Raw genomic sequence first — 14,964 nt, forward strand, 5'->3', positions numbered from 1 at the left:
GTTTGGTCCGATCAGACCATCACGAGTGGCGAGCCTGTTTCCGTGCATCTTCAGCCCGACGCCGCAGCGCTGCATGCCGGAATGCCGTTTCCAGCTTGGTCAATCTGGGCTGTTTGTCTTTTAAAGCAGCCTCTCCGCGTGCCTTGGCTGCGTTGATGAAATCGTCTGATTTTGTGCCGCTGAGTCCAGTCATCTCAAGGCCCTAACTGCCTCAAGCCTGCTTTCGTTAAGGCTCAACTTGGCTCGAATAAAAGGCCTTCTATGGAATTCACGCTCGAACGATGCTTTCTGGTCTCTCTGGACCACGCCATTGCGCTGACCCATCCAGAGCGCCTTTTGGGCCCCGCTGAGCCGATGCTGTTCGATGCGAAAAAGGAACGTTCAACGCCTTCGGTTCGCTGTGTGCGAAGGTAATCAGTGTTGAGCCAGTCTTTTTTTTGACGATCTTTATTGGAAATCTCTCCTGGGACGCTGAGCGGGAGGATTTGGTACATCTGTTCGGCCAGTACGGCGAAGTGAGCAAATGCTCCTTACCGCTGGACCGGGAGACAGGCCGCAAGCGTGGTTTCGCTTTTGTGGATCTCAGCAATGAAGCCGATGAGCAATCGGCGATTGATGATCTTCAGAACGTCGAGTGGATGGGGCGTGCCATCTCGGTTCGTAAGGCCGAACCTCGCCGCTGATCCTTGGGATCAATCAACGGGTGGTGGGGCGGTGATTGATCACCGCCCCACCACTCTTTCGTTCGCCAAGGCGTTCTTTTGATGAGATTGCTTGGCTCAACTTCCGAAGCCTCGCTCGGTCGATGAGGGTGATCCATCCTTTTGTGCTGCGCTTGTGTTGATCTGTTGGTTTTGAGAGGCCTGGTTGAACCGGCTATCGATCCAACGCGAGAGCACATAAATCCCAATGAACATGGGGATATAGATCTGGTAGGCACTCTGCTGCTCAAGCTGCAGCTGATTGACGACGGTGACGGCGGCTGTGCTGAGCACGAGGTAAATCCCGACGCGGCGAAATAGGGGGGACTTGAACAACGATTTGGAAAGCCGGGGTCTTCATCATGCTCACTCCGTTGAAATCCCTCAGCTGGGGGATGTGCCAAACGAGCTCTGGCACCTGAATGGAGAGGCCATGCAACGAATCCGATGCCACCCGCCTATGACCTGATCATTGAGAGTGGAGGCTCGATTCTGGTGGAGACCATTGAGGCTTGCAATGAGGATGCTGCCTGGCGCGTTGGTCTGATGTTGCACATTGATTCCCTCATGGCCGTGGTCTGTCGGAACGAAGACGATGCACAATCAACGCAGACTTAAGATTCTCGTAAGAGTTGGACCAGTGCTGTGATCGGTTTGATCGCCTCAGGTTTGTTCCTCATGTTTCCATCGATCCCCGGGGCAGATCTCTCCCTGTTCCGTCAGCTGAACAGTGAGCTCGGAGCCCTCTGTCAGGAACCTCCCGTTCAGGCGCTCAGGGTTTGTCGCCTGCACTCGAGGTTGGTGAACCGTTAATCGGGCGGGGCTAGCGCTCTGATCGTTTAGCGATCGTCCTGCACCACGCCGCAGGCAACCCGTGCTCCACCTCCGCCGAGGGGTGGTTCGTCTCTGTAGGTGTCGCCACCAGCGTGAACAATCAGTGCCTTGCCCCGGAGATCGGCTGTGCTGAGCCGTGGTGCAACAACGCTCGTGTTTGTGTTGCCGTCGTCATCCACGATCAACTTGCTCAGGTCGCCTCGGTGGCCGTTGCCGAAGGGGCCGAGGTGCTGGCCTGATCCGTCAGGATCCCAATGCCCACCCGCGGCAAGGCCGGCAACTGCGGTGCCATTCTCGGTTTCGCCTGCATCACAGCTGCCAACGCTGTGGAGGTGAAAGCCATGCTCCCCTGGTGTCAGCCCCGACAGATCGGGATAGATCACCAGGCCTTGATCGGTGTCCTGCGCTGTGATGCTGCCGATTGACTCGCCAGTGCCGTTGCCATCAATGCGTTGCAGTGTCACCTCCAATGCTCCGCACCAGCCGGGTGTGATGGTGATCAGGCTGATGAGTACAAGGAGCTGAGCGAGCAGGCGACGCATCACAGAACAGCATGTTCTTGAATTGTGCACCCCAGTCGGTGCCTTCTGCGGCGAAGATGGTGCATCGTTCGGTTGATGCTTGGTAATGCGGTGGGAATACACCCAGTTGCGCTTCGTACCCCGTGGTAAGACATGGACCGGCGAAATTGAGGAGCTCTGGCTGGATGATCGCCAGCTGATTTCCAGAAACCATCCGCAGCGTGATGTCAGTCTGGTGGGATTGATGAATGAGTTGGGTGAGCAGGGTTGGGAGCTGGTGACCTATGCCCAACCCTTCACCGGATACCACGGTGGTTGCTACACCTTTAAGCGTCAGAAGTAACCAGATCGTTCAGAGCACGCTGGCATTGATGTGTTGAGCCATTCCCATAAAACCAATGACGAGAAGGGCGACAGCAATTGTTGAAACCAGGGATGCAACGCCGATTTGTCTTTGATGATTCAAGGTTCTCATGACTCATCCTCACTTTTTAGATGTACAAGAATGCATTGTTCGTAGCAGCTGCCATCGTCAAGATTGCAGAGGGTTAGGCATTCAAAATAGGCATTGACTTGAGATTCAGTTACACAGGCTTGAGCTGCGTTTGGTGATTCAAGAGTTCTACTTAGCATGTCTTTCATCGGTTCGCTGGGCGACACTATGCTGGTTTTTCTCTTAAGGCAATTATTTTATTTCGGCGGGTAAATACCTAGATAAGATTACCTATAACCATGTTGATGGATTTGTTGGCACGCCTTGAATCCAAAGTCGATGTGATTGCCAGTCCAGCCTGTTTAAGGTGATTGGATGAACAACCGGAATCCCACTGAGCGGCTTGAGGACGAGCTTGATCGTGCCAAGGCTCTTGGGCGGTGGCTCAGTGAAGATGAGCAGGCTGAGCTTGATCGTGCCGCTGACGCCGTGGCCACGCGAGTGGAAACAAGGAAACGGCGTGATCGAAAGCTGGTGATTTTGACGGGCGTCTGTCTGTTGATTCCGCCGCTCTGGCCTTTGGCTTTGGGGCTGACCTTATTTCTTCTTTATCCAGACACCATGGCCAGGATCGGACTGGTCGCTGGTATCGCTTTCCTGGTCGGCGGACTGTTGCTGGCTGGCGTGCTGGGTTTAGCCATGGTCTGGCTGGTTCAATTGTTGTTCTGATCAGTCCAAGCCCTTGGATTTCACAACTGTCATGCCGACGGGGGCCAGAGCAATCAACGCCAGTTTGATGTGCTGAATGCCGAAGGGAATGCCGATGATCGTAACGAAGCAGGCCAATGCACTGCTGAGGTGACCCAGGGCCAACCACCACCCAGCCACAAGGAACCAAATCACGTTTCCGATCAGGCCGAGGGGTCCCGTTCCCAGGTCGTCTCTACCCCTGAGATCACGGCGGTTGACCGCTTCTGAACCGAAGGGCCACAGAGAGAAAAGCCCCATCACCCAGCACGACCGTGCCCAGGGCAGCCCCACGATGGTGATGGCGCAGACCAATGCTGCAACCCACCAGGCCAGAGCCATGGGTAGGCCGCCGAGAACAACCCAGAGAAGGTTGAGGGCCATAGAAATCATGTCTCCATTGTCACGGCAAAGCTGATCTCCGTTCGTTAAATTCTGTAAAAGGTGTTTGACCAGGCATGCCCGGCAGTTTCGGAATTATCGGTTGTGGATACGTCGGATCTGCTGTCGCCGTCCATCTAGGACGTCAGGGTCATGAGGTCGTTGGAACCACCACCAACCCCGGACGGTTGGCTGAACTTTGCGATGTGGTCGACCATCCCCGCATCTACAACGCTTGCGACTCCATGGCCGATGCCAGCTTTCTGGATCGTCTTGATGGTGTTCTGATCGCTATGGCCCCAACCACCTCCACTTTTGAGGAGGATCAATACGAAAAGGTCTATGGCCAGGCTGTTCCAGCCCTCGTTGAATCCCTGCGTCAGCGCCAAGGTCGCAGGCCGCTGCATGTCTCGTATCTGAGCAGTGCAGGGGTTTATGGGGATCAGTCCGGTGCCGTTTGCAATGAGCTGACGCCCTTGGATTGTTCCAACAGTGCCAACGCTCTTCTTGCCAGTGCCGAGACAGCTGTTCTCGCCTTGAACGATGCTTCAACCCAGGCCTGTGTTCTCCGGCTCGGTGGCATTTATGGTCCTGGGAAGGACATCCCGTCCTACATCCGCAGTGCTGCGGGCCAGTCGGTTCGTAAAAACGGCAATCACATCAATGCCTGGGTCCATCTGCAGGACATCATCCGGGGCGTTGACTTCGCTTTCGGGAAACGGCTTCAAGGGATTTACAACCTTGTGGATGATCTCCAGTTCACCCGTCGTCAGCTTTCCAATGCACTGTGTGACGACCAAGGCCTCCCCCCCGTGATCTGGGACAACCACGACCGCCCGGGCGCTCGCATCTTCAATGCCCGTGTCAGCAACGCACGTCTGCGTGAAATCGGTTTCCAGCCCAGCATTTCGTCCATGCTTGAGCCAGTGGCGGCCTGAAACTCATCGAGAATTAGCGATTCCGCTTGAGCGCCGCGACTGTATTGATCTTTTGAGACGTGTTGATCTTTGACGACCGACTGTGCGTGTTTGTGTAAAGCGAGATTGCGAGATCCACGGTCGGCTCGTTGCATTGTTTAGACCTTGCTCATTCAAGTTGATGTGTTGTGAAAGAAGACTCATTTTGTATCCAATTCGCTTCGTCTCTCGCACTCATGATGCTTGAGCTCAATGCAGAATTGCTTGATCTTGCAGAACAAGAGTCCTGCATCATTGCTGAGTCTTCCGTTGTTGAACTTGAGAACGTCTGCTGATGTTGAGCCGCATCCGTGCCGTCTTTGCTGAGGCACAAGTGGAAGGTTTGGATCAGCTCTATGACGTGATCAATGCGGCCCGCGACCTTGCGCCCGATTCAGATTTCCAAGCCTGTTATGACCTTGTGATGGCGTCAGGTGGTCCGGAAGTGGAGGCATGGATCAACTTCACAGTGATCACGGCCACACAGTTCGACATCGATGATCAACCGGATCCTGAGCAGTTTCTTTCTGTTCTTGAGGAATGTTGTGATGCCCGGCGTCTAAAAGAGCTGTCTCAGCCTTCGGAGTAGCGCAGTGCTTTGAGACCCATCACCAAATGGGTTCGGAAGCTACCAAGAGCCATCACTTGCTTTGGCGTCCTCGTATCGCTGACGGCATCCCCCTGGCCTTCAATCCAACGCAGTAATTCTTGGGTTTGATCAGCCCAGGCTGTGAGGGCTGCCCGAAGCAGTTCGTCATCGCTGAGCTTTCCCTCAGGGAGGACGGATGTGTCCATCGCCGCTCTCAGCAAGGCACTGAGTTGCTGATGGCTTAACGCGTCAGGAACGAAGGGATCAGAGTCGATGCTTAAGAAAACCTTTAGCCGGTCCTTTGACGGTAGGTCAGCGGTGTCGATGGCGATACCCGTTTTTTGACCCATTCCTTCAGTTATGGAGCCCTTGATCCGGGTCAGCGCTCAGCCCGCGTGTCGCCAGAGCGATGCGCCGGGCGGCCAAAAGGGCCGGGTAGGCCAGTGCTGAGCGTTGCCCATCGCAGAACAGCGTTGACAGCAACCTCAGCAAAGGATCACTGGGCTTCATGCGACGGCTGAGTTCCGCAATGGCTTCACTTCCATGCCAACGATGCTCACCTTCGATCAGAACGGCGCCGTCCCTGAGAGGCAGCCCGAGGGCGTTGAGCTCATGGCGGATGCTGTGATCAGCGCGCCCGTCAACAATCCGCAGGTTTGGAATGCCAGCCTTGAGTTCACTGCGTAAGGCGAATTGCCGACAGAATGGGCATCCGCCGTCGTAGATGAGGGTTAACAGCATTGCTGAATTCTGTCGCGAAGGGCCTTGGTCTGGCGATGCTTCTGGCCTGTTGGTTGTTGGTTTCCCCCCAGCCGTCGTGGGCCGATTGGATGTGTGACGGGGATCGCCTCAGCGTCGAGATCACCCGGGGAGCCGTTGATGTCACCGGTTTGGCGGATGGCATTCCCAATTCCGCTGCGGGAACCCTCCCTGGGGATGGTGTTCTGGTGCGCTGGGGGGATCTTGTTTTGCAGCTTCCGCGCACCAACAATGCTGGAGCCCCCAGTTACACCGATGGCCGTTGGTGGTGGCGTGTGGTTGACGCTTCTGAGCCGGAATTCTTTGAACGTCGCGGCACGGTGATTCACCATCAGTGCGAGCCGGTCTGAGCGTGAACTCAGTTAGTCCCTTCGACGTTTGCGCCGGTTCGACTTGCGTGTTCCTCCATAGCGGTAACCAGCCTGTTTTTGAAATTTCGGCCAGCAGGTTTCGCACACCAAGATCCAGCTCGTCTGGAGAGACGTGGTGACGCGGAAATGCACGTGTCCTGGCCGTCTGCAGTCGTCACAACAAAAGTGTTGGTTTTTCCACAATTTGATAGGTGATTGTTGCGTCTGATCACCGTCTCGTTGGATCTGCTGAGGATTCTGCTCTTGGTTCACAGCACAGAGCGGTTGGCTTCGCATCGATGGGGTTCCAGGATTTCTGACAATGCAAACCTGGCAAATGGACTGCCAGCACAGCATTCTCAAGACCTGATCAGAGGATTCTGTCTGTGCTCGCAAGGCACTGCGAGCTGTTTTCCACGCCGATTCCCGAAACCATTGGTCTGGTCGGGATTGTTTGCAGAGTCCTTGTGGAAAAGCTGTGTATAACCCTACGAATCGCTCGGCGCATGGGCGTTGATGGAGGCTTTCAGGGCTGCCGTTTCATGGACGCTGAGGTGAGCCTCGACAGCCTCTGGGTTGTTGTTCAGGTAGTGGATCCATTCGTCGTAACACTGCTTCTGTCGCTGATCGGTAATGGAATCAGCGTCTGCAAGAAAGGTGGCGATTGTCTCCCGTTCTTTGTCTGCCCTGGTGCTGAACAGCACCGCCTCGATTTTGGAAAGCCGCGCTTCGATGCGGCTCAGACGGTTGTCGAGGGAGGCATCCTCTTGCGTCATGTCCCTGAGGAACGGATGGAGCCGTGATTGTTGCGGAGAGCCCCAGGGTTGACGCAATAGTACATGCGCACTAAAACAGATGTACTGCTCTGTTGCTCATGTCTGCGAGTTCCCCCTACGCCACATTTCGCGCTGATGAGTGGATGCGTCACTCCTTGATCCGTCCGCGCAAGGCGTTCCCGACAGCGGCGTCAGGGATGTCGCAACCTCGTGCAAGGTCCTCCACTTCTGTTCGCTGCTGCGATGCCGTCCAGGGAGAGCTGTTTCTCTTCCCCGTTGTGATGTGTTGAACGAAGGTCTCTGCGACAAACGTTTGCAGGAGTCGCTCTTTGTCTCCTGTTCTGCCAGTGTGCTCTTTGGTTTTTGTTGCCAGACCATGCTGTTGTTCGCCTCTCAGACGGCTCAAGGCGGTCCCACTGTCATCCTTCCGGCCTTGCTGATCACCGGTCTCCTCGTCGCAGCATCACAAGCTTTCGTACCCAAGGGCGGCGATCAGGACTGAGCATTGGCGTTTCCACTCAGCGAAGGGCTGAGAGAACGTCAGCTCCAAAGTCATTGGCATCAAATCCTGGCTTTTTAGGGGTTTGACCTAGGCGCACGACGACAGCTTGCTGAGATGGGGCTATCAAGAGCAGCTGTCCCTGATAGCCCTCCGCTGAAAAGCTGTCATTGGGAAGATCATGTCGAGATTTGCGCCGACTGAGCCACCAGTGCGCTCCGTACCCCTTCTTGGATCCTCGTGTTGCTGTTCGGGCGTGCCTGACCCAGTTCTGGGGTAAGAGCTGCTCACCGTTCCAGTTCCCGTCATCCAAGTAGAGCTGTCCAAACCGCGCCCAATCTCGTGCGCTGGCCCAGACCAGCGACGAGCCAACCAGGGTTCCACTGTTGTCGGTTTCGAGAACCGCCGTCGTCATGCCGAGGGGGCGGAACAACTGTTTTGAGGGAAAGCTCCAATAACGCTGATCGTCGTCGATGGCGTGTCTCAGGATCCGGCTGAGAATGTTTGTTGTTCCGGATGAATACCTCCACTTTCTGCCGGGTGTCTTTGCTAGCCGCTTGCTGGCGGCGAACTGTGCCATGTCTGCTTCCTGGGTCAGCATCCGCACCAGATCCGAGTTCAGCGCTCCCGTCGATTCCTCGAAGGCCAGCCCGCTGTTCATTCTCAGCAGCTGATCCAGGGTGATGTCTTGTCGAGGGTCCTGCGGGTCGCTCCACTCGGGCACGGTCGGTGGGCGTTTGAGATCCAGATGTCCCTCTCGGATGGCCAGTCCGATCAGGGCATGGGTGATGCTTTTACTCATCGACCAGCCGATCAGCGGCATCTCGGGAGGGATCCCGCTGGCGTAGCGCTCAGCGATCACCCATCCGTTCTGCACCACCACCACAGCTCGCGTTCGTTTTGGAGTGAGTGGATCGTCTTCGCGAAATGCGCGATTCAGAGCCTTGCTCAGCGCCTTGCTGTCGATCGCCGGTGGCTCGGGACTGGCCGTGGAAACGAGGGGCCACGGCTCACCGGTTGCGGTGGGATCCTTTGAAACAGGAGCTGCTTGGCTTGGTGGCTGGGGGATGGGCCTGCCGTTGATCCGTTGGCTGCAGCCATGTCCATCGTTTTGAACCGCTTCAGCGCGAACCAATCCGAACAGGGCACTGGCTTCAACGCGTCCACCGGCCTGGTCGATCTTGGTTTGAATCAGCCCCTTGCTGGCAGCCAGGTCTTCGCTGAGCATCCGATCCGGATCCATCCCAGCCATCAACACGCCACTACACAGCTGTTTCGCGCTGAAGCTTGTTCCGGCTCTCGCAAAGATGATCAGGTGCCGCAGGGGTGGTTCCAGGCCAGCCGCTGTGCTGAAGGCCACTGCCGCAGCGGAGATCAGCACATAGCGCCAATGGTTTTTCGTCACCCAGAACCGCCATGAAAAAAGCGGGGGATCTCCCCCGCTTCAATCATGGGTGGAAAGTTGGCATCAGTACACGTCGTAGCTGACGCCGCGGTAGCGCAGTTCGCGCCCACCGCTTGGGTGTTGCTGTGGATCGATCGGTTGGTAGGTCACGCCGCGATAGCGCAGCACCTTGGCTTTGACTCCCACTGGCGTGTGCACCCGGTCGATATGGCCCTGATGGCGAAAGGCCCTAGCCATCTGTGTTCTGGCCGTCTCGATGGCCTGATTGCGCACAGTCCGTGCCTTGATCAGTTGAAGTGTGTTCATCTCTCTCTTGCCCGGTGTCCACGCCCCCGTTGCCTGGCGTGAATCTGACTGCGGCCTGCCGAAGAGGCTCAACGTGAATTCACTATAGGCCTGTTCTGTAACAACGGCTACCGTTCTGACGTTGCTTCGCGGGATTCGTTGCCAGGATGGTGGTGGATTTGGACTTCGTTTGTCCGCAGCAGTTCCCCTGTTTTGCATTTGCGGTCCATCCGCGGCTGGTAAGACAACCTTTGCTGCACATCTTGCGGAGCAGCTGCGAGCTAGGGGGCGACATCCACTTCTGATCGCCTGCGATGACTACTACCGCAGTGGGTGGTCCCCCGTCTCTCGCTATGGGTTCGACACGGTTGATGCCATCGATGCTGATCAGCTTCGACTGCAGGTGAGCGCTGTTCGCTATCGACAGCTTGATTCCCTGCGCAGTTATGACATGCGCGCCCGCAAGGTTGGCTCCAGGCCGTTGAACCAGCCCTACGACCTGATTCTTGTTGAAGGCTCCTACGGACCGCAACTGCTTCTGGAGTCTGTGCCGATTTCGCTTGTTGTGTACATCGAGACCCCAGTTGTGCAGAGGCTGATCAGGCGGCTTTGGCGTGATGTACGTGATCGCCATCGGCCAGTGATTTATGTGATTCGCCAGATGCTGCGGGAGATGCTCCCGGCTGAGCGGCGCTTCATCTATCCCTTGAAACGCCGTGCCGACGTCATTATTCAAGGTATGAACAAGGGTTTGGAGGATGTTCTGGAGAGAATTGAATGATCGTTCTTCACCCATCAACCTGAGAGAGCACCTGATCTGCAGGGTCAGTTTCAATCAACTTCTTTTTTGAAGTTGCCTGATGCAGGTGAAGGGCAGCGGCCCCCTCTCTGTTCAGCTCATGCTCTGTGCAGCCCCGGTGTTTAGGGGGGATGGTTCGGGCCTGAAGTGCAATTTCACTGTTCCTGATGGGCCGGCACCCTGCATCTCTGAGCAGAAGCAAAAGATTCTCTCGAATATGACCAAACCCCATCGCCGTGGAGCATTCAGTGGTTTTGGCTTACGGGGGGGATTTGCAGAGTGGTCACTCTGGGTTTTCTTTCTTTTTGACCAAATCCATTCCATTCACTTCGGCGACCACCTGATTGGCCCAACTCGCATGGACCACGCGATATGTCCCCAATGTCGCCATTGACTTGGTGCGAGCGTTGACAAAAGCCTTGAACTCAGTCTTAAAGCAAATTTCACGCCTCCATTTACAGTCATTGTCTTGGCGTTCAATGCAATACATGCTGAGAAACTCGTTCAGCACATACAAGCCATGCAATGTTCAAACACCGTAAATATGCGGAGTGGCTTCGGGATCGTTTCTTTGATTCCACACAGTGGTGTTTGTTAGAAGTCGGTTTTGCTTCCGGTCTCTTCAGCTCTGCGAACGTGTGACTTCACTTCTGGTACCAGAAACTATAGAAGTTGCAGGGAATTTGTTCATGTCTGAATAGTGCTCGCCAGGGCACTACAGACTCGGAACTTTCGCCCCATCATCGCGGAGTCAGGTCGCGAAGCGGGCCTGAAAGTCGGGCAGAGCGATGTCCGACGAGCTCTGTGATTTGACCTCGACTTCGTCTGGGGTCAAGTCCGTTCTCTCTTAAGAAATATGGTCGTGTCTGGGAAGTCCCGGGTCGGCCTATCAATCTATTTTTGTGGTCGAATCGCTCCGGTGGTGCATCACCGTCGGCCATTCAAAATTGCAAAAAGAAACCCCTGCCAAAGGCAGGGGCAAGGTCTCAGAGATTTCGAACTACTTGGTGTAAGAAACGCCTCGGTAGGTGAGAGTGGGGTGGTTGTCGTGAACGATTTCCTGCCGGCAAGTGTTGTAGTGCTCGCGGCGGTAGGTGAGTTCCACGCAGGCCTTGGGAGCAGATGCCGCTCCTGCGTAGGTGTGACCTCGATAGAGAAGTGCAGTCATGGATGTTCCTCGAAGAAATCCAAGTCCCCGTTCCGTGGCTTGGAGTGTCTGCGCCCCACAGGAGCGGGGTGAACGTTTGTAGCTGTTGCTACAGAAATTATTGGCGTCTCCTTGACGGCTGTCAAGACCTGCTGGCAAAAAGAAACCCCCGCCACAGGCAGGGGCCCCAGTTTCAGGAGGCCTTATTCGTGAATCTGCCCTCGCGTGGGCTCTGCAGACTTGTCTCTTGAGCAACCGTCAGCATTGGCGACGTTGGCAAAAGCCGCCATGACCATCACGGCGATAACGATGGTGCCACCGATAAAAGCAAGGTTCGGGGAGCGCTTCATCTGGGGTGTGGCTTAGAGCACGCGAACCCTATCCACCTTGTTGCCCTTATCGCTTTAAGGCCTGAGTCGCCCGACGCCATATCCAGTCAACAGACCAACGGCTGCTCCAACGGAACCAGCCGTTAGTTGCATTCTTTCGTCTGTGCTGAGCCGGCCTGCAAACACCAATGCTGCTGAGACGACGAACAGCAACAGAGCGGTGACAAGAACTGCATCCAGTGATTTGTTGCCTGGTTTCGCAGGGGGATGTCCTCCTGGAGGGTTGGTCGCATCAAGTTCCCTCTCGATGCGGTTGATTTCCTTTTCCGGCGAGGTCGGATCCATGCGCAAATTTTGTCAGGGATCAGAAGTGGCGAAACGCTTGAGGTAACTGCTCAGCGTGCCAAAAAGAAACCCCCGCCGAAGGCAGGGGTTTCGAAACGCTTCTCGGGAGTGTGACCTTGTTTCCACCCCGTGAGGCGTTTTTCCTCACACAACAAAGATGCCAACTGGAAGCGTGTAGTGGGATCGCTAATGGACACCCTCAAGGTTGGCCCCAAGTGGATCTAGGTGATATCTACTTCGAGGCTGTTGCGTTTTGGAGGAGAGGGCCTGGGACTTCCCTTTGGTGCATGTGGAGTGTGGTTGTCGCTCTGATTTGATGAGATCGAATCAGAGCTCAAACGCGTCGCCCCAGGCCGGCGATGCGAGCCGTTTCCATCCCTGGGTCTGCAATGACGCCCAGAGCTGTTCTGCCTCTGCCTTCCGAAGGTGGCGGCGCTCCTTCAGCAGCGGTGGACCCTCCGGCATCCGTCGACCTCTGTCGATGAACACCTTTGGCTCGTTGATCCATGCCTTCTGATCACGGTGGAAGCGCCAGATCCAATAGCCGTCGCTGTCGATCAACCAGCCTTCCCCCATCACCGTTTTGCTAGTACGTCAGTACTAATCGTGCTGGGAAGTGGTTGTCAAGTGCTCGAATGTCTCAAGGAAAGTTCAAAAAAGGGGGGGAGCCCCCTGAGTTCACCCCTTCGGTGATGCATAGAACAACCACTTTGGTGAAGCGCTGTTGGTGATCGCGGTGCACTGAGGGAAGTTGAACGATCGCGGGTTCCAGTGCCCGAAGCTCCCTTTCTTTTCTCAGCCTTCAGTTCAAGCGGTTCGTCCGTAATTCATGGACTTGCTTCCAGGGCCAGTGCGCTGGCCATTCTTTTTTCTTCAGCCGAAAGAAAATCAGCCCACATCCCGACCAGGAAGCTCAGGGTGGTTAGAGCACGCACCTGCTCTTTCGAGCCAGGTGCGGTGTATTTGAAGTCCATAAACATCCGATCGGCCGTTTGTTGCTGTTCCTTGCACCGGGCATCGATGGACATCGTCAGATCCGGGACTGGGACTTTTTGATGACTGGTAGGTCTGTTGGCTGGGCCAGGACGTAAATGACAGCTGCCGAGAGGACGGCTGTTACGACAACAACTGCGGCAATGGCGGACGTGTAATCAGTCACAGGAGCTCAGACGGCTTATGTAACGACTTTAGGAGTTTTGTAACGGATTGTGAATGAGTGTTTTTGCTCCCTGGCTTTAGGCCTCTGCTGCCTAGCTTTTCGAAGATTCCTGCTGGTGGATGGCCATCATCGTGCCGTCCAGCTCCCCGACATCCCGCAAGCCTTCGGCGCTGAACCAAGGTGCGTTCTCCCAGCTAAACCCTTCTCCGAAGGTGTTGTCTGGCGCCGTGATGTACCAGTGGCAATTCACGTCCGGGGTGTCGACAGAGCATTGGGACCAATCTGGTTGCCATTGCGGCACCTGGACCCACATCACGGCTGCAAAAACCAGTGAGAACAAGGCTTTCAGCATGAGGCATCTGAGACGGGGTTGAGACCCTAGGCGAATTCGCGCGACGGACTCGATCCCGTTGAGGCTCTCGGCCTTGCTCAGCTGTCCGGAACGATGTGGGTGACTAAGTCGGCGCAGACCCAGCGGATCGCCCCTGAATCCACGTCAGCCACCTGGAACAAGGTCGGAATCCTTGGATCCCTGGCGCCGCCGTCGACGTGAATCACGTCGGCCATCCACCAGTCGTCGGAGTCGGTGCTGCCGCAGATCACGGTCATTCCTGCTCTGACGGATAGAAAGATTGGCTCCTGGGCTGCGGAGCTGTGGCGCATGGAAGAGATTGAGCCCTCAGCAGGCACTGTTCTTTACTGGTTTGTTTGTACTAGCACGATAGTGCTGATGTCTGGGTTGAGGCAACACGTCGTGGAGCGTCTCGAATTGAACTGGGGCGCTGTCTTTTTGGCACGGATCGTCTGATCCAGCTATCAAGCCTTTAGGACCTTCAGAGTCATGGCCACTTACAACATCAGCATCGAGGGTGGAACAAGCTTTTCGTGCCCTGATGACGTCTATATCCTCGATGCGGCTGAAGAAGCCGGTGTCGATCTGCCCTATTCCTGCCGTGCCGGAGCCTGTTCCACCTGCGCCGGACGCCTGGTGAGTGGCTCGGTTGATCAGACCGATCAGAGTTTTCTGGATGATGACCAGATCGGCCAAGGGTTTGCCTTGCTTTGCGTGAGCTATCCCACCGCTGATTGTGTGATCAAGGCCAACGCCGAAGAGCATCTGTCTTGATCAAGGTTTGCGGGTGATCACTGGACGGCGTCGCTTCGGATAGAGCTCACAGCACATCGAGCAGACAGTTCCGTCGCAGCCCCGTGCTGTACAGAACTCGCGCCCCCAGAAGATGATCTGAAGGTGTAAGCGGTTCCAGTGCTCTTTCGGAAAGAGGCGCTTGAGATCCTGTTCTGTGCGAGTCACATTGCTTCCGTCGCTTAAGCCCCATCGCTGGGCCAGCCGGTGTATGTGGGTGTCGACGGGGAATGCGGGTACGCCAAAGGCTTGGGCCATCACCACACTGGCTGTCTTATGTCCCACACCAGGTAATGCCTCAAGCTCCTCAAAACTCCGGGGGACATCGCCGTCATAGGCCGTGACCAGAATCTGCGCGAGACGACGCACATTTTTGGCCTTGGTCTTGGCCAGCCCGAGCTGACGGATGAAACCGAGGATCTGTGCCTCTTCAAGTGCCGCCATGGCTGCTGGGGTGGGGCCCGCGGCAAAAAGCGCCGGTGTGACCTCATTCACTTTCTTGTCGGTGCACTGTGCACTCAGCAGCACAGCAATCAGCAGCGTGAATGGATCGCTGTGATCCAGGGGAATCGGTGTTTCCGGGTACTGCTCGTTGAGGCGTCGCAAGATCACCTCCACTCGCTCGGGCCTGCGCAAGGTTTCACCGTGGTTTCTGTGATCCTGGCGCGTTTTTCTGCCTGCAGCGTTCCCTTTGGCGATTGCATCGCTTCGTTGCAGCGTTTTACGGCCACTGCACCAGCTGCTTTAGGACCGGCCAATGCGATTCTTGAGCAAGCCAGGTCAGTCTTCGTTGAAGCTGTTCGAC

The 14,964-nt window shown here is 55.8% G+C and carries 28 protein-coding genes; 11 read left to right on the forward strand and 17 right to left on the reverse strand.

The annotated features are described in order from the left end of the window. Positions 1–19: 19 nt before the first annotated feature. Positions 20–193: a hypothetical protein gene (locus tag FZZ92_RS02580; RefSeq protein ID WP_170951182.1), complete on the reverse strand. Its 174-nt coding sequence runs from the start codon at positions 191–193 to the stop codon at positions 20–22. Between the two features lie 244 nt (positions 194–437). Here FZZ92_RS02580 and FZZ92_RS02585 point away from each other — a divergent pair, with 244 nt between their 5' ends. Beyond that, on the forward strand, positions 438–683 hold the full coding sequence (locus FZZ92_RS02585; RefSeq protein WP_115022097.1) for an RNA-binding protein: 246 nt from the start codon (positions 438–440) through the stop codon (positions 681–683). A gap of 96 nt (positions 684–779) precedes the next feature. On the opposite strand, the gene FZZ92_RS02590 is transcribed toward FZZ92_RS02585, so the two are convergent. Beyond that, positions 780–1,037, reverse strand: a complete 258-nt coding sequence (locus tag FZZ92_RS02590) for a hypothetical protein (protein WP_226422505.1) — start codon at positions 1,035–1,037, stop codon at positions 780–782. A gap of 111 nt (positions 1,038–1,148) precedes the next feature. On the opposite strand from FZZ92_RS02590, the gene FZZ92_RS02595 reads away from it, so the two are divergent. Beyond that, entirely contained in the window at positions 1,149–1,319 is a 171-nt protein-coding gene (locus FZZ92_RS02595) for a hypothetical protein (RefSeq protein WP_226422506.1), read from the forward strand. 221 nt (positions 1,320–1,540) lie between these two features. On the opposite strand, the gene sodC is transcribed toward FZZ92_RS02595, so the two are convergent. Then, positions 1,541–2,077 carry a superoxide dismutase family protein gene (sodC, locus tag FZZ92_RS02600; RefSeq protein ID WP_226398551.1) on the reverse strand — a complete coding sequence of 179 codons (537 nt, stop codon included), beginning with the start codon at positions 2,075–2,077 and terminating at the stop codon, positions 1,541–1,543. Between the two features lie 85 nt (positions 2,078–2,162). On the opposite strand from sodC, the gene FZZ92_RS02605 reads away from it, so the two are divergent. Together FZZ92_RS02605 and FZZ92_RS02610 are read left to right on the forward strand one after the other, a co-directional pair. Continuing rightward, positions 2,163–2,399 carry a hypothetical protein gene (locus FZZ92_RS02605; RefSeq protein WP_115021878.1) on the forward strand — a complete coding sequence of 79 codons (237 nt, stop codon included), beginning with the start codon at positions 2,163–2,165 and terminating at the stop codon, positions 2,397–2,399. 465 nt (positions 2,400–2,864) lie between these two features. Next, positions 2,865–3,218, forward strand: a complete 354-nt coding sequence (locus FZZ92_RS02610; RefSeq protein ID WP_226422507.1) for a hypothetical protein — start codon at positions 2,865–2,867, stop codon at positions 3,216–3,218. Here FZZ92_RS02610 and FZZ92_RS02615 read toward each other — a convergent pair whose 3' ends face one another. Then, positions 3,219–3,629, reverse strand: a complete 411-nt coding sequence (locus FZZ92_RS02615) for a YccF domain-containing protein (RefSeq protein ID WP_226422508.1) — start codon at positions 3,627–3,629, stop codon at positions 3,219–3,221. It lies immediately after the preceding gene. A gap of 65 nt (positions 3,630–3,694) precedes the next feature. On the opposite strand from FZZ92_RS02615, the gene FZZ92_RS02620 reads away from it, so the two are divergent. Then, positions 3,695–4,555, forward strand: coding sequence for an SDR family oxidoreductase (locus FZZ92_RS02620; protein ID WP_226398548.1), 861 nt, complete (start codon positions 3,695–3,697; stop codon positions 4,553–4,555). A gap of 313 nt (positions 4,556–4,868) precedes the next feature. Then, positions 4,869–5,162 (forward strand): hypothetical protein, encoded by a 294-nt coding sequence (locus tag FZZ92_RS02625; protein ID WP_115021885.1) that lies wholly within the window; start codon positions 4,869–4,871, stop codon positions 5,160–5,162. Here FZZ92_RS02625 and FZZ92_RS02630 read toward each other — a convergent pair. Together FZZ92_RS02630 and FZZ92_RS02635 are read right to left on the reverse strand one after the other, a co-directional pair. Continuing rightward, the gene (locus tag FZZ92_RS02630; RefSeq protein ID WP_226422509.1) at positions 5,147–5,512 is read right to left on the reverse strand and encodes a hypothetical protein; all 366 of its coding nucleotides are present in this window, start codon (positions 5,510–5,512) and stop codon (positions 5,147–5,149) included. The two genes, FZZ92_RS02625 and FZZ92_RS02630, sit on opposite strands and share 16 nt — an antisense overlap. Positions 5,513–5,516: 4 nt before the next feature. Then, complete coding sequence (locus FZZ92_RS02635; RefSeq protein WP_226422510.1) at positions 5,517–5,903, reverse strand: DUF393 domain-containing protein; 387 nt, start codon at positions 5,901–5,903, stop codon at positions 5,517–5,519. Between FZZ92_RS02635 and FZZ92_RS02640 the strand changes: the two genes are divergently transcribed. Further along, positions 5,903–6,271, forward strand: coding sequence for a hypothetical protein (locus FZZ92_RS02640; RefSeq protein WP_226398545.1), 369 nt, complete (start codon positions 5,903–5,905; stop codon positions 6,269–6,271). The two genes, FZZ92_RS02635 and FZZ92_RS02640, sit on opposite strands and share 1 nt — an antisense overlap. 488 nt (positions 6,272–6,759) lie before the next feature. Here FZZ92_RS02640 and FZZ92_RS02645 read toward each other — a convergent pair whose 3' ends face one another. After that, the gene (locus FZZ92_RS02645; protein WP_226422511.1) at positions 6,760–7,047 is read right to left on the reverse strand and encodes a hypothetical protein; all 288 of its coding nucleotides are present in this window, start codon (positions 7,045–7,047) and stop codon (positions 6,760–6,762) included. A 98-nt stretch (positions 7,048–7,145) separates the two neighbouring features. Here FZZ92_RS02645 and FZZ92_RS02650 point away from each other — a divergent pair, with 98 nt between their 5' ends. Next, on the forward strand, positions 7,146–7,337 hold the full coding sequence (locus tag FZZ92_RS02650; protein ID WP_226398543.1) for a hypothetical protein: 192 nt from the start codon (positions 7,146–7,148) through the stop codon (positions 7,335–7,337). Further along, on the forward strand, positions 7,334–7,549 hold the full coding sequence (locus tag FZZ92_RS02655; RefSeq protein ID WP_136987689.1) for a hypothetical protein: 216 nt from the start codon (positions 7,334–7,336) through the stop codon (positions 7,547–7,549). Before FZZ92_RS02650 ends, FZZ92_RS02655 begins: the two co-directional genes overlap by 4 nt. Positions 7,550–7,565: 16 nt before the next feature. Here FZZ92_RS02655 and FZZ92_RS02660 read toward each other — a convergent pair whose 3' ends face one another. Then, a complete protein-coding gene (locus FZZ92_RS02660) occupies positions 7,566–8,951 on the reverse strand; it encodes a serine hydrolase (protein ID WP_226422512.1) in 1,386 nt (461 codons plus the stop codon). 63 nt (positions 8,952–9,014) lie between these two features. Further along, a complete protein-coding gene (locus tag FZZ92_RS02665) occupies positions 9,015–9,257 on the reverse strand; it encodes a hypothetical protein (RefSeq protein WP_170951180.1) in 243 nt (80 codons plus the stop codon). Positions 9,258–9,426: 169 nt separating this feature from the next. Between FZZ92_RS02665 and FZZ92_RS02670 the strand changes: the two genes are divergently transcribed. Then, entirely contained in the window at positions 9,427–10,017 is a 591-nt protein-coding gene (locus tag FZZ92_RS02670) for a uridine kinase (RefSeq protein WP_226422513.1), read from the forward strand. 1,018 nt (positions 10,018–11,035) lie between these two features. Here the strand turns inward: FZZ92_RS02670 and FZZ92_RS02675 are convergent. From FZZ92_RS02675 to FZZ92_RS02705, 7 genes are all read right to left on the reverse strand, one after another. After that, on the reverse strand, positions 11,036–11,203 hold the full coding sequence (locus FZZ92_RS02675) for a DUF4278 domain-containing protein (RefSeq protein WP_115022107.1): 168 nt from the start codon (positions 11,201–11,203) through the stop codon (positions 11,036–11,038). A 182-nt stretch (positions 11,204–11,385) separates the two neighbouring features. Beyond that, positions 11,386–11,532 carry a hypothetical protein gene (locus FZZ92_RS02680; RefSeq protein ID WP_226422514.1) on the reverse strand — a complete coding sequence of 49 codons (147 nt, stop codon included), beginning with the start codon at positions 11,530–11,532 and terminating at the stop codon, positions 11,386–11,388. A gap of 54 nt (positions 11,533–11,586) precedes the next feature. After that, the gene (locus tag FZZ92_RS02685; protein WP_226398540.1) at positions 11,587–11,856 is read right to left on the reverse strand and encodes a hypothetical protein; all 270 of its coding nucleotides are present in this window, start codon (positions 11,854–11,856) and stop codon (positions 11,587–11,589) included. Between the two features lie 327 nt (positions 11,857–12,183). Continuing rightward, positions 12,184–12,432, reverse strand: a complete 249-nt coding sequence (locus FZZ92_RS02690) for a DUF1651 domain-containing protein (protein ID WP_115021900.1) — start codon at positions 12,430–12,432, stop codon at positions 12,184–12,186. A 251-nt stretch (positions 12,433–12,683) separates the two neighbouring features. Next, positions 12,684–12,884: a hypothetical protein gene (locus tag FZZ92_RS02695; protein WP_115021901.1), complete on the reverse strand. Its 201-nt coding sequence runs from the start codon at positions 12,882–12,884 to the stop codon at positions 12,684–12,686. 222 nt (positions 12,885–13,106) lie between these two features. Then, positions 13,107–13,367: a hypothetical protein gene (locus FZZ92_RS02700; protein ID WP_166016998.1), complete on the reverse strand. Its 261-nt coding sequence runs from the start codon at positions 13,365–13,367 to the stop codon at positions 13,107–13,109. Positions 13,368–13,444: 77 nt separating this feature from the next. Further along, complete coding sequence (locus tag FZZ92_RS02705; protein WP_226422515.1) at positions 13,445–13,678, reverse strand: DUF3104 domain-containing protein; 234 nt, start codon at positions 13,676–13,678, stop codon at positions 13,445–13,447. A 178-nt stretch (positions 13,679–13,856) separates the two neighbouring features. On the opposite strand from FZZ92_RS02705, the gene FZZ92_RS02710 reads away from it, so the two are divergent. Next, positions 13,857–14,141 carry a 2Fe-2S iron-sulfur cluster-binding protein gene (locus tag FZZ92_RS02710; protein WP_226422516.1) on the forward strand — a complete coding sequence of 95 codons (285 nt, stop codon included), beginning with the start codon at positions 13,857–13,859 and terminating at the stop codon, positions 14,139–14,141. Here the strand turns inward: FZZ92_RS02710 and nth are convergent, their stop codons facing one another. Next, positions 14,142–14,795 (reverse strand): endonuclease III, encoded by a 654-nt coding sequence (nth, locus tag FZZ92_RS02715; protein ID WP_226422517.1) that lies wholly within the window; start codon positions 14,793–14,795, stop codon positions 14,142–14,144. Between the last annotated feature and the right edge of the window lie 169 nt (positions 14,796–14,964).

This window comes from Synechococcus sp. MU1611 (assembly GCF_020514255.1).
Lineage (GTDB): Bacteria > Cyanobacteriota > Cyanobacteriia > PCC-6307 > Cyanobiaceae > Parasynechococcus.

Coding starts and splice junctions, on each gene's coding strand:
- FZZ92_RS02580 (WP_170951182.1), bottom strand. CDS start 193: ATGACTGGACTCAGCGGCACAAAATCAGACGATTTCATCAACGCAGCC.
- FZZ92_RS02595 (WP_226422506.1), top strand. CDS start 1,149: ATGCCACCCGCCTATGACCTGATCATTGAGAGTGGAGGCTCGATTCTG.
- sodC (WP_226398551.1), bottom strand. CDS start 2,077: ATGCGTCGCCTGCTCGCTCAGCTCCTTGTACTCATCAGCCTGATCACC.
- FZZ92_RS02605 (WP_115021878.1), top strand. CDS start 2,163: ATGCGGTGGGAATACACCCAGTTGCGCTTCGTACCCCGTGGTAAGACA.
- FZZ92_RS02610 (WP_226422507.1), top strand. CDS start 2,865: ATGAACAACCGGAATCCCACTGAGCGGCTTGAGGACGAGCTTGATCGT.
- FZZ92_RS02615 (WP_226422508.1), bottom strand. CDS start 3,629: ATGATTTCTATGGCCCTCAACCTTCTCTGGGTTGTTCTCGGCGGCCTA.
- FZZ92_RS02620 (WP_226398548.1), top strand. CDS start 3,695: ATGCCCGGCAGTTTCGGAATTATCGGTTGTGGATACGTCGGATCTGCT.
- FZZ92_RS02625 (WP_115021885.1), top strand. CDS start 4,869: ATGTTGAGCCGCATCCGTGCCGTCTTTGCTGAGGCACAAGTGGAAGGT.
- FZZ92_RS02630 (WP_226422509.1), bottom strand. CDS start 5,512: ATGGGTCAAAAAACGGGTATCGCCATCGACACCGCTGACCTACCGTCA.
- FZZ92_RS02635 (WP_226422510.1), bottom strand. CDS start 5,903: ATGCTGTTAACCCTCATCTACGACGGCGGATGCCCATTCTGTCGGCAA.
- FZZ92_RS02645 (WP_226422511.1), bottom strand. CDS start 7,047: ATGACGCAAGAGGATGCCTCCCTCGACAACCGTCTGAGCCGCATCGAA.
- FZZ92_RS02650 (WP_226398543.1), top strand. CDS start 7,146: ATGTCTGCGAGTTCCCCCTACGCCACATTTCGCGCTGATGAGTGGATG.
- FZZ92_RS02665 (WP_170951180.1), bottom strand. CDS start 9,257: ATGAACACACTTCAACTGATCAAGGCACGGACTGTGCGCAATCAGGCC.
- FZZ92_RS02675 (WP_115022107.1), bottom strand. CDS start 11,203: ATGACTGCACTTCTCTATCGAGGTCACACCTACGCAGGAGCGGCATCT.
- FZZ92_RS02680 (WP_226422514.1), bottom strand. CDS start 11,532: ATGAAGCGCTCCCCGAACCTTGCTTTTATCGGTGGCACCATCGTTATC.
- FZZ92_RS02685 (WP_226398540.1), bottom strand. CDS start 11,856: ATGGATCCGACCTCGCCGGAAAAGGAAATCAACCGCATCGAGAGGGAA.
- FZZ92_RS02690 (WP_115021900.1), bottom strand. CDS start 12,432: ATGGGGGAAGGCTGGTTGATCGACAGCGACGGCTATTGGATCTGGCGC.
- FZZ92_RS02695 (WP_115021901.1), bottom strand. CDS start 12,884: ATGTCCATCGATGCCCGGTGCAAGGAACAGCAACAAACGGCCGATCGG.
- FZZ92_RS02700 (WP_166016998.1), bottom strand. CDS start 13,367: ATGCTGAAAGCCTTGTTCTCACTGGTTTTTGCAGCCGTGATGTGGGTC.
- FZZ92_RS02705 (WP_226422515.1), bottom strand. CDS start 13,678: ATGCGCCACAGCTCCGCAGCCCAGGAGCCAATCTTTCTATCCGTCAGA.
- FZZ92_RS02710 (WP_226422516.1), top strand. CDS start 13,857: ATGGCCACTTACAACATCAGCATCGAGGGTGGAACAAGCTTTTCGTGC.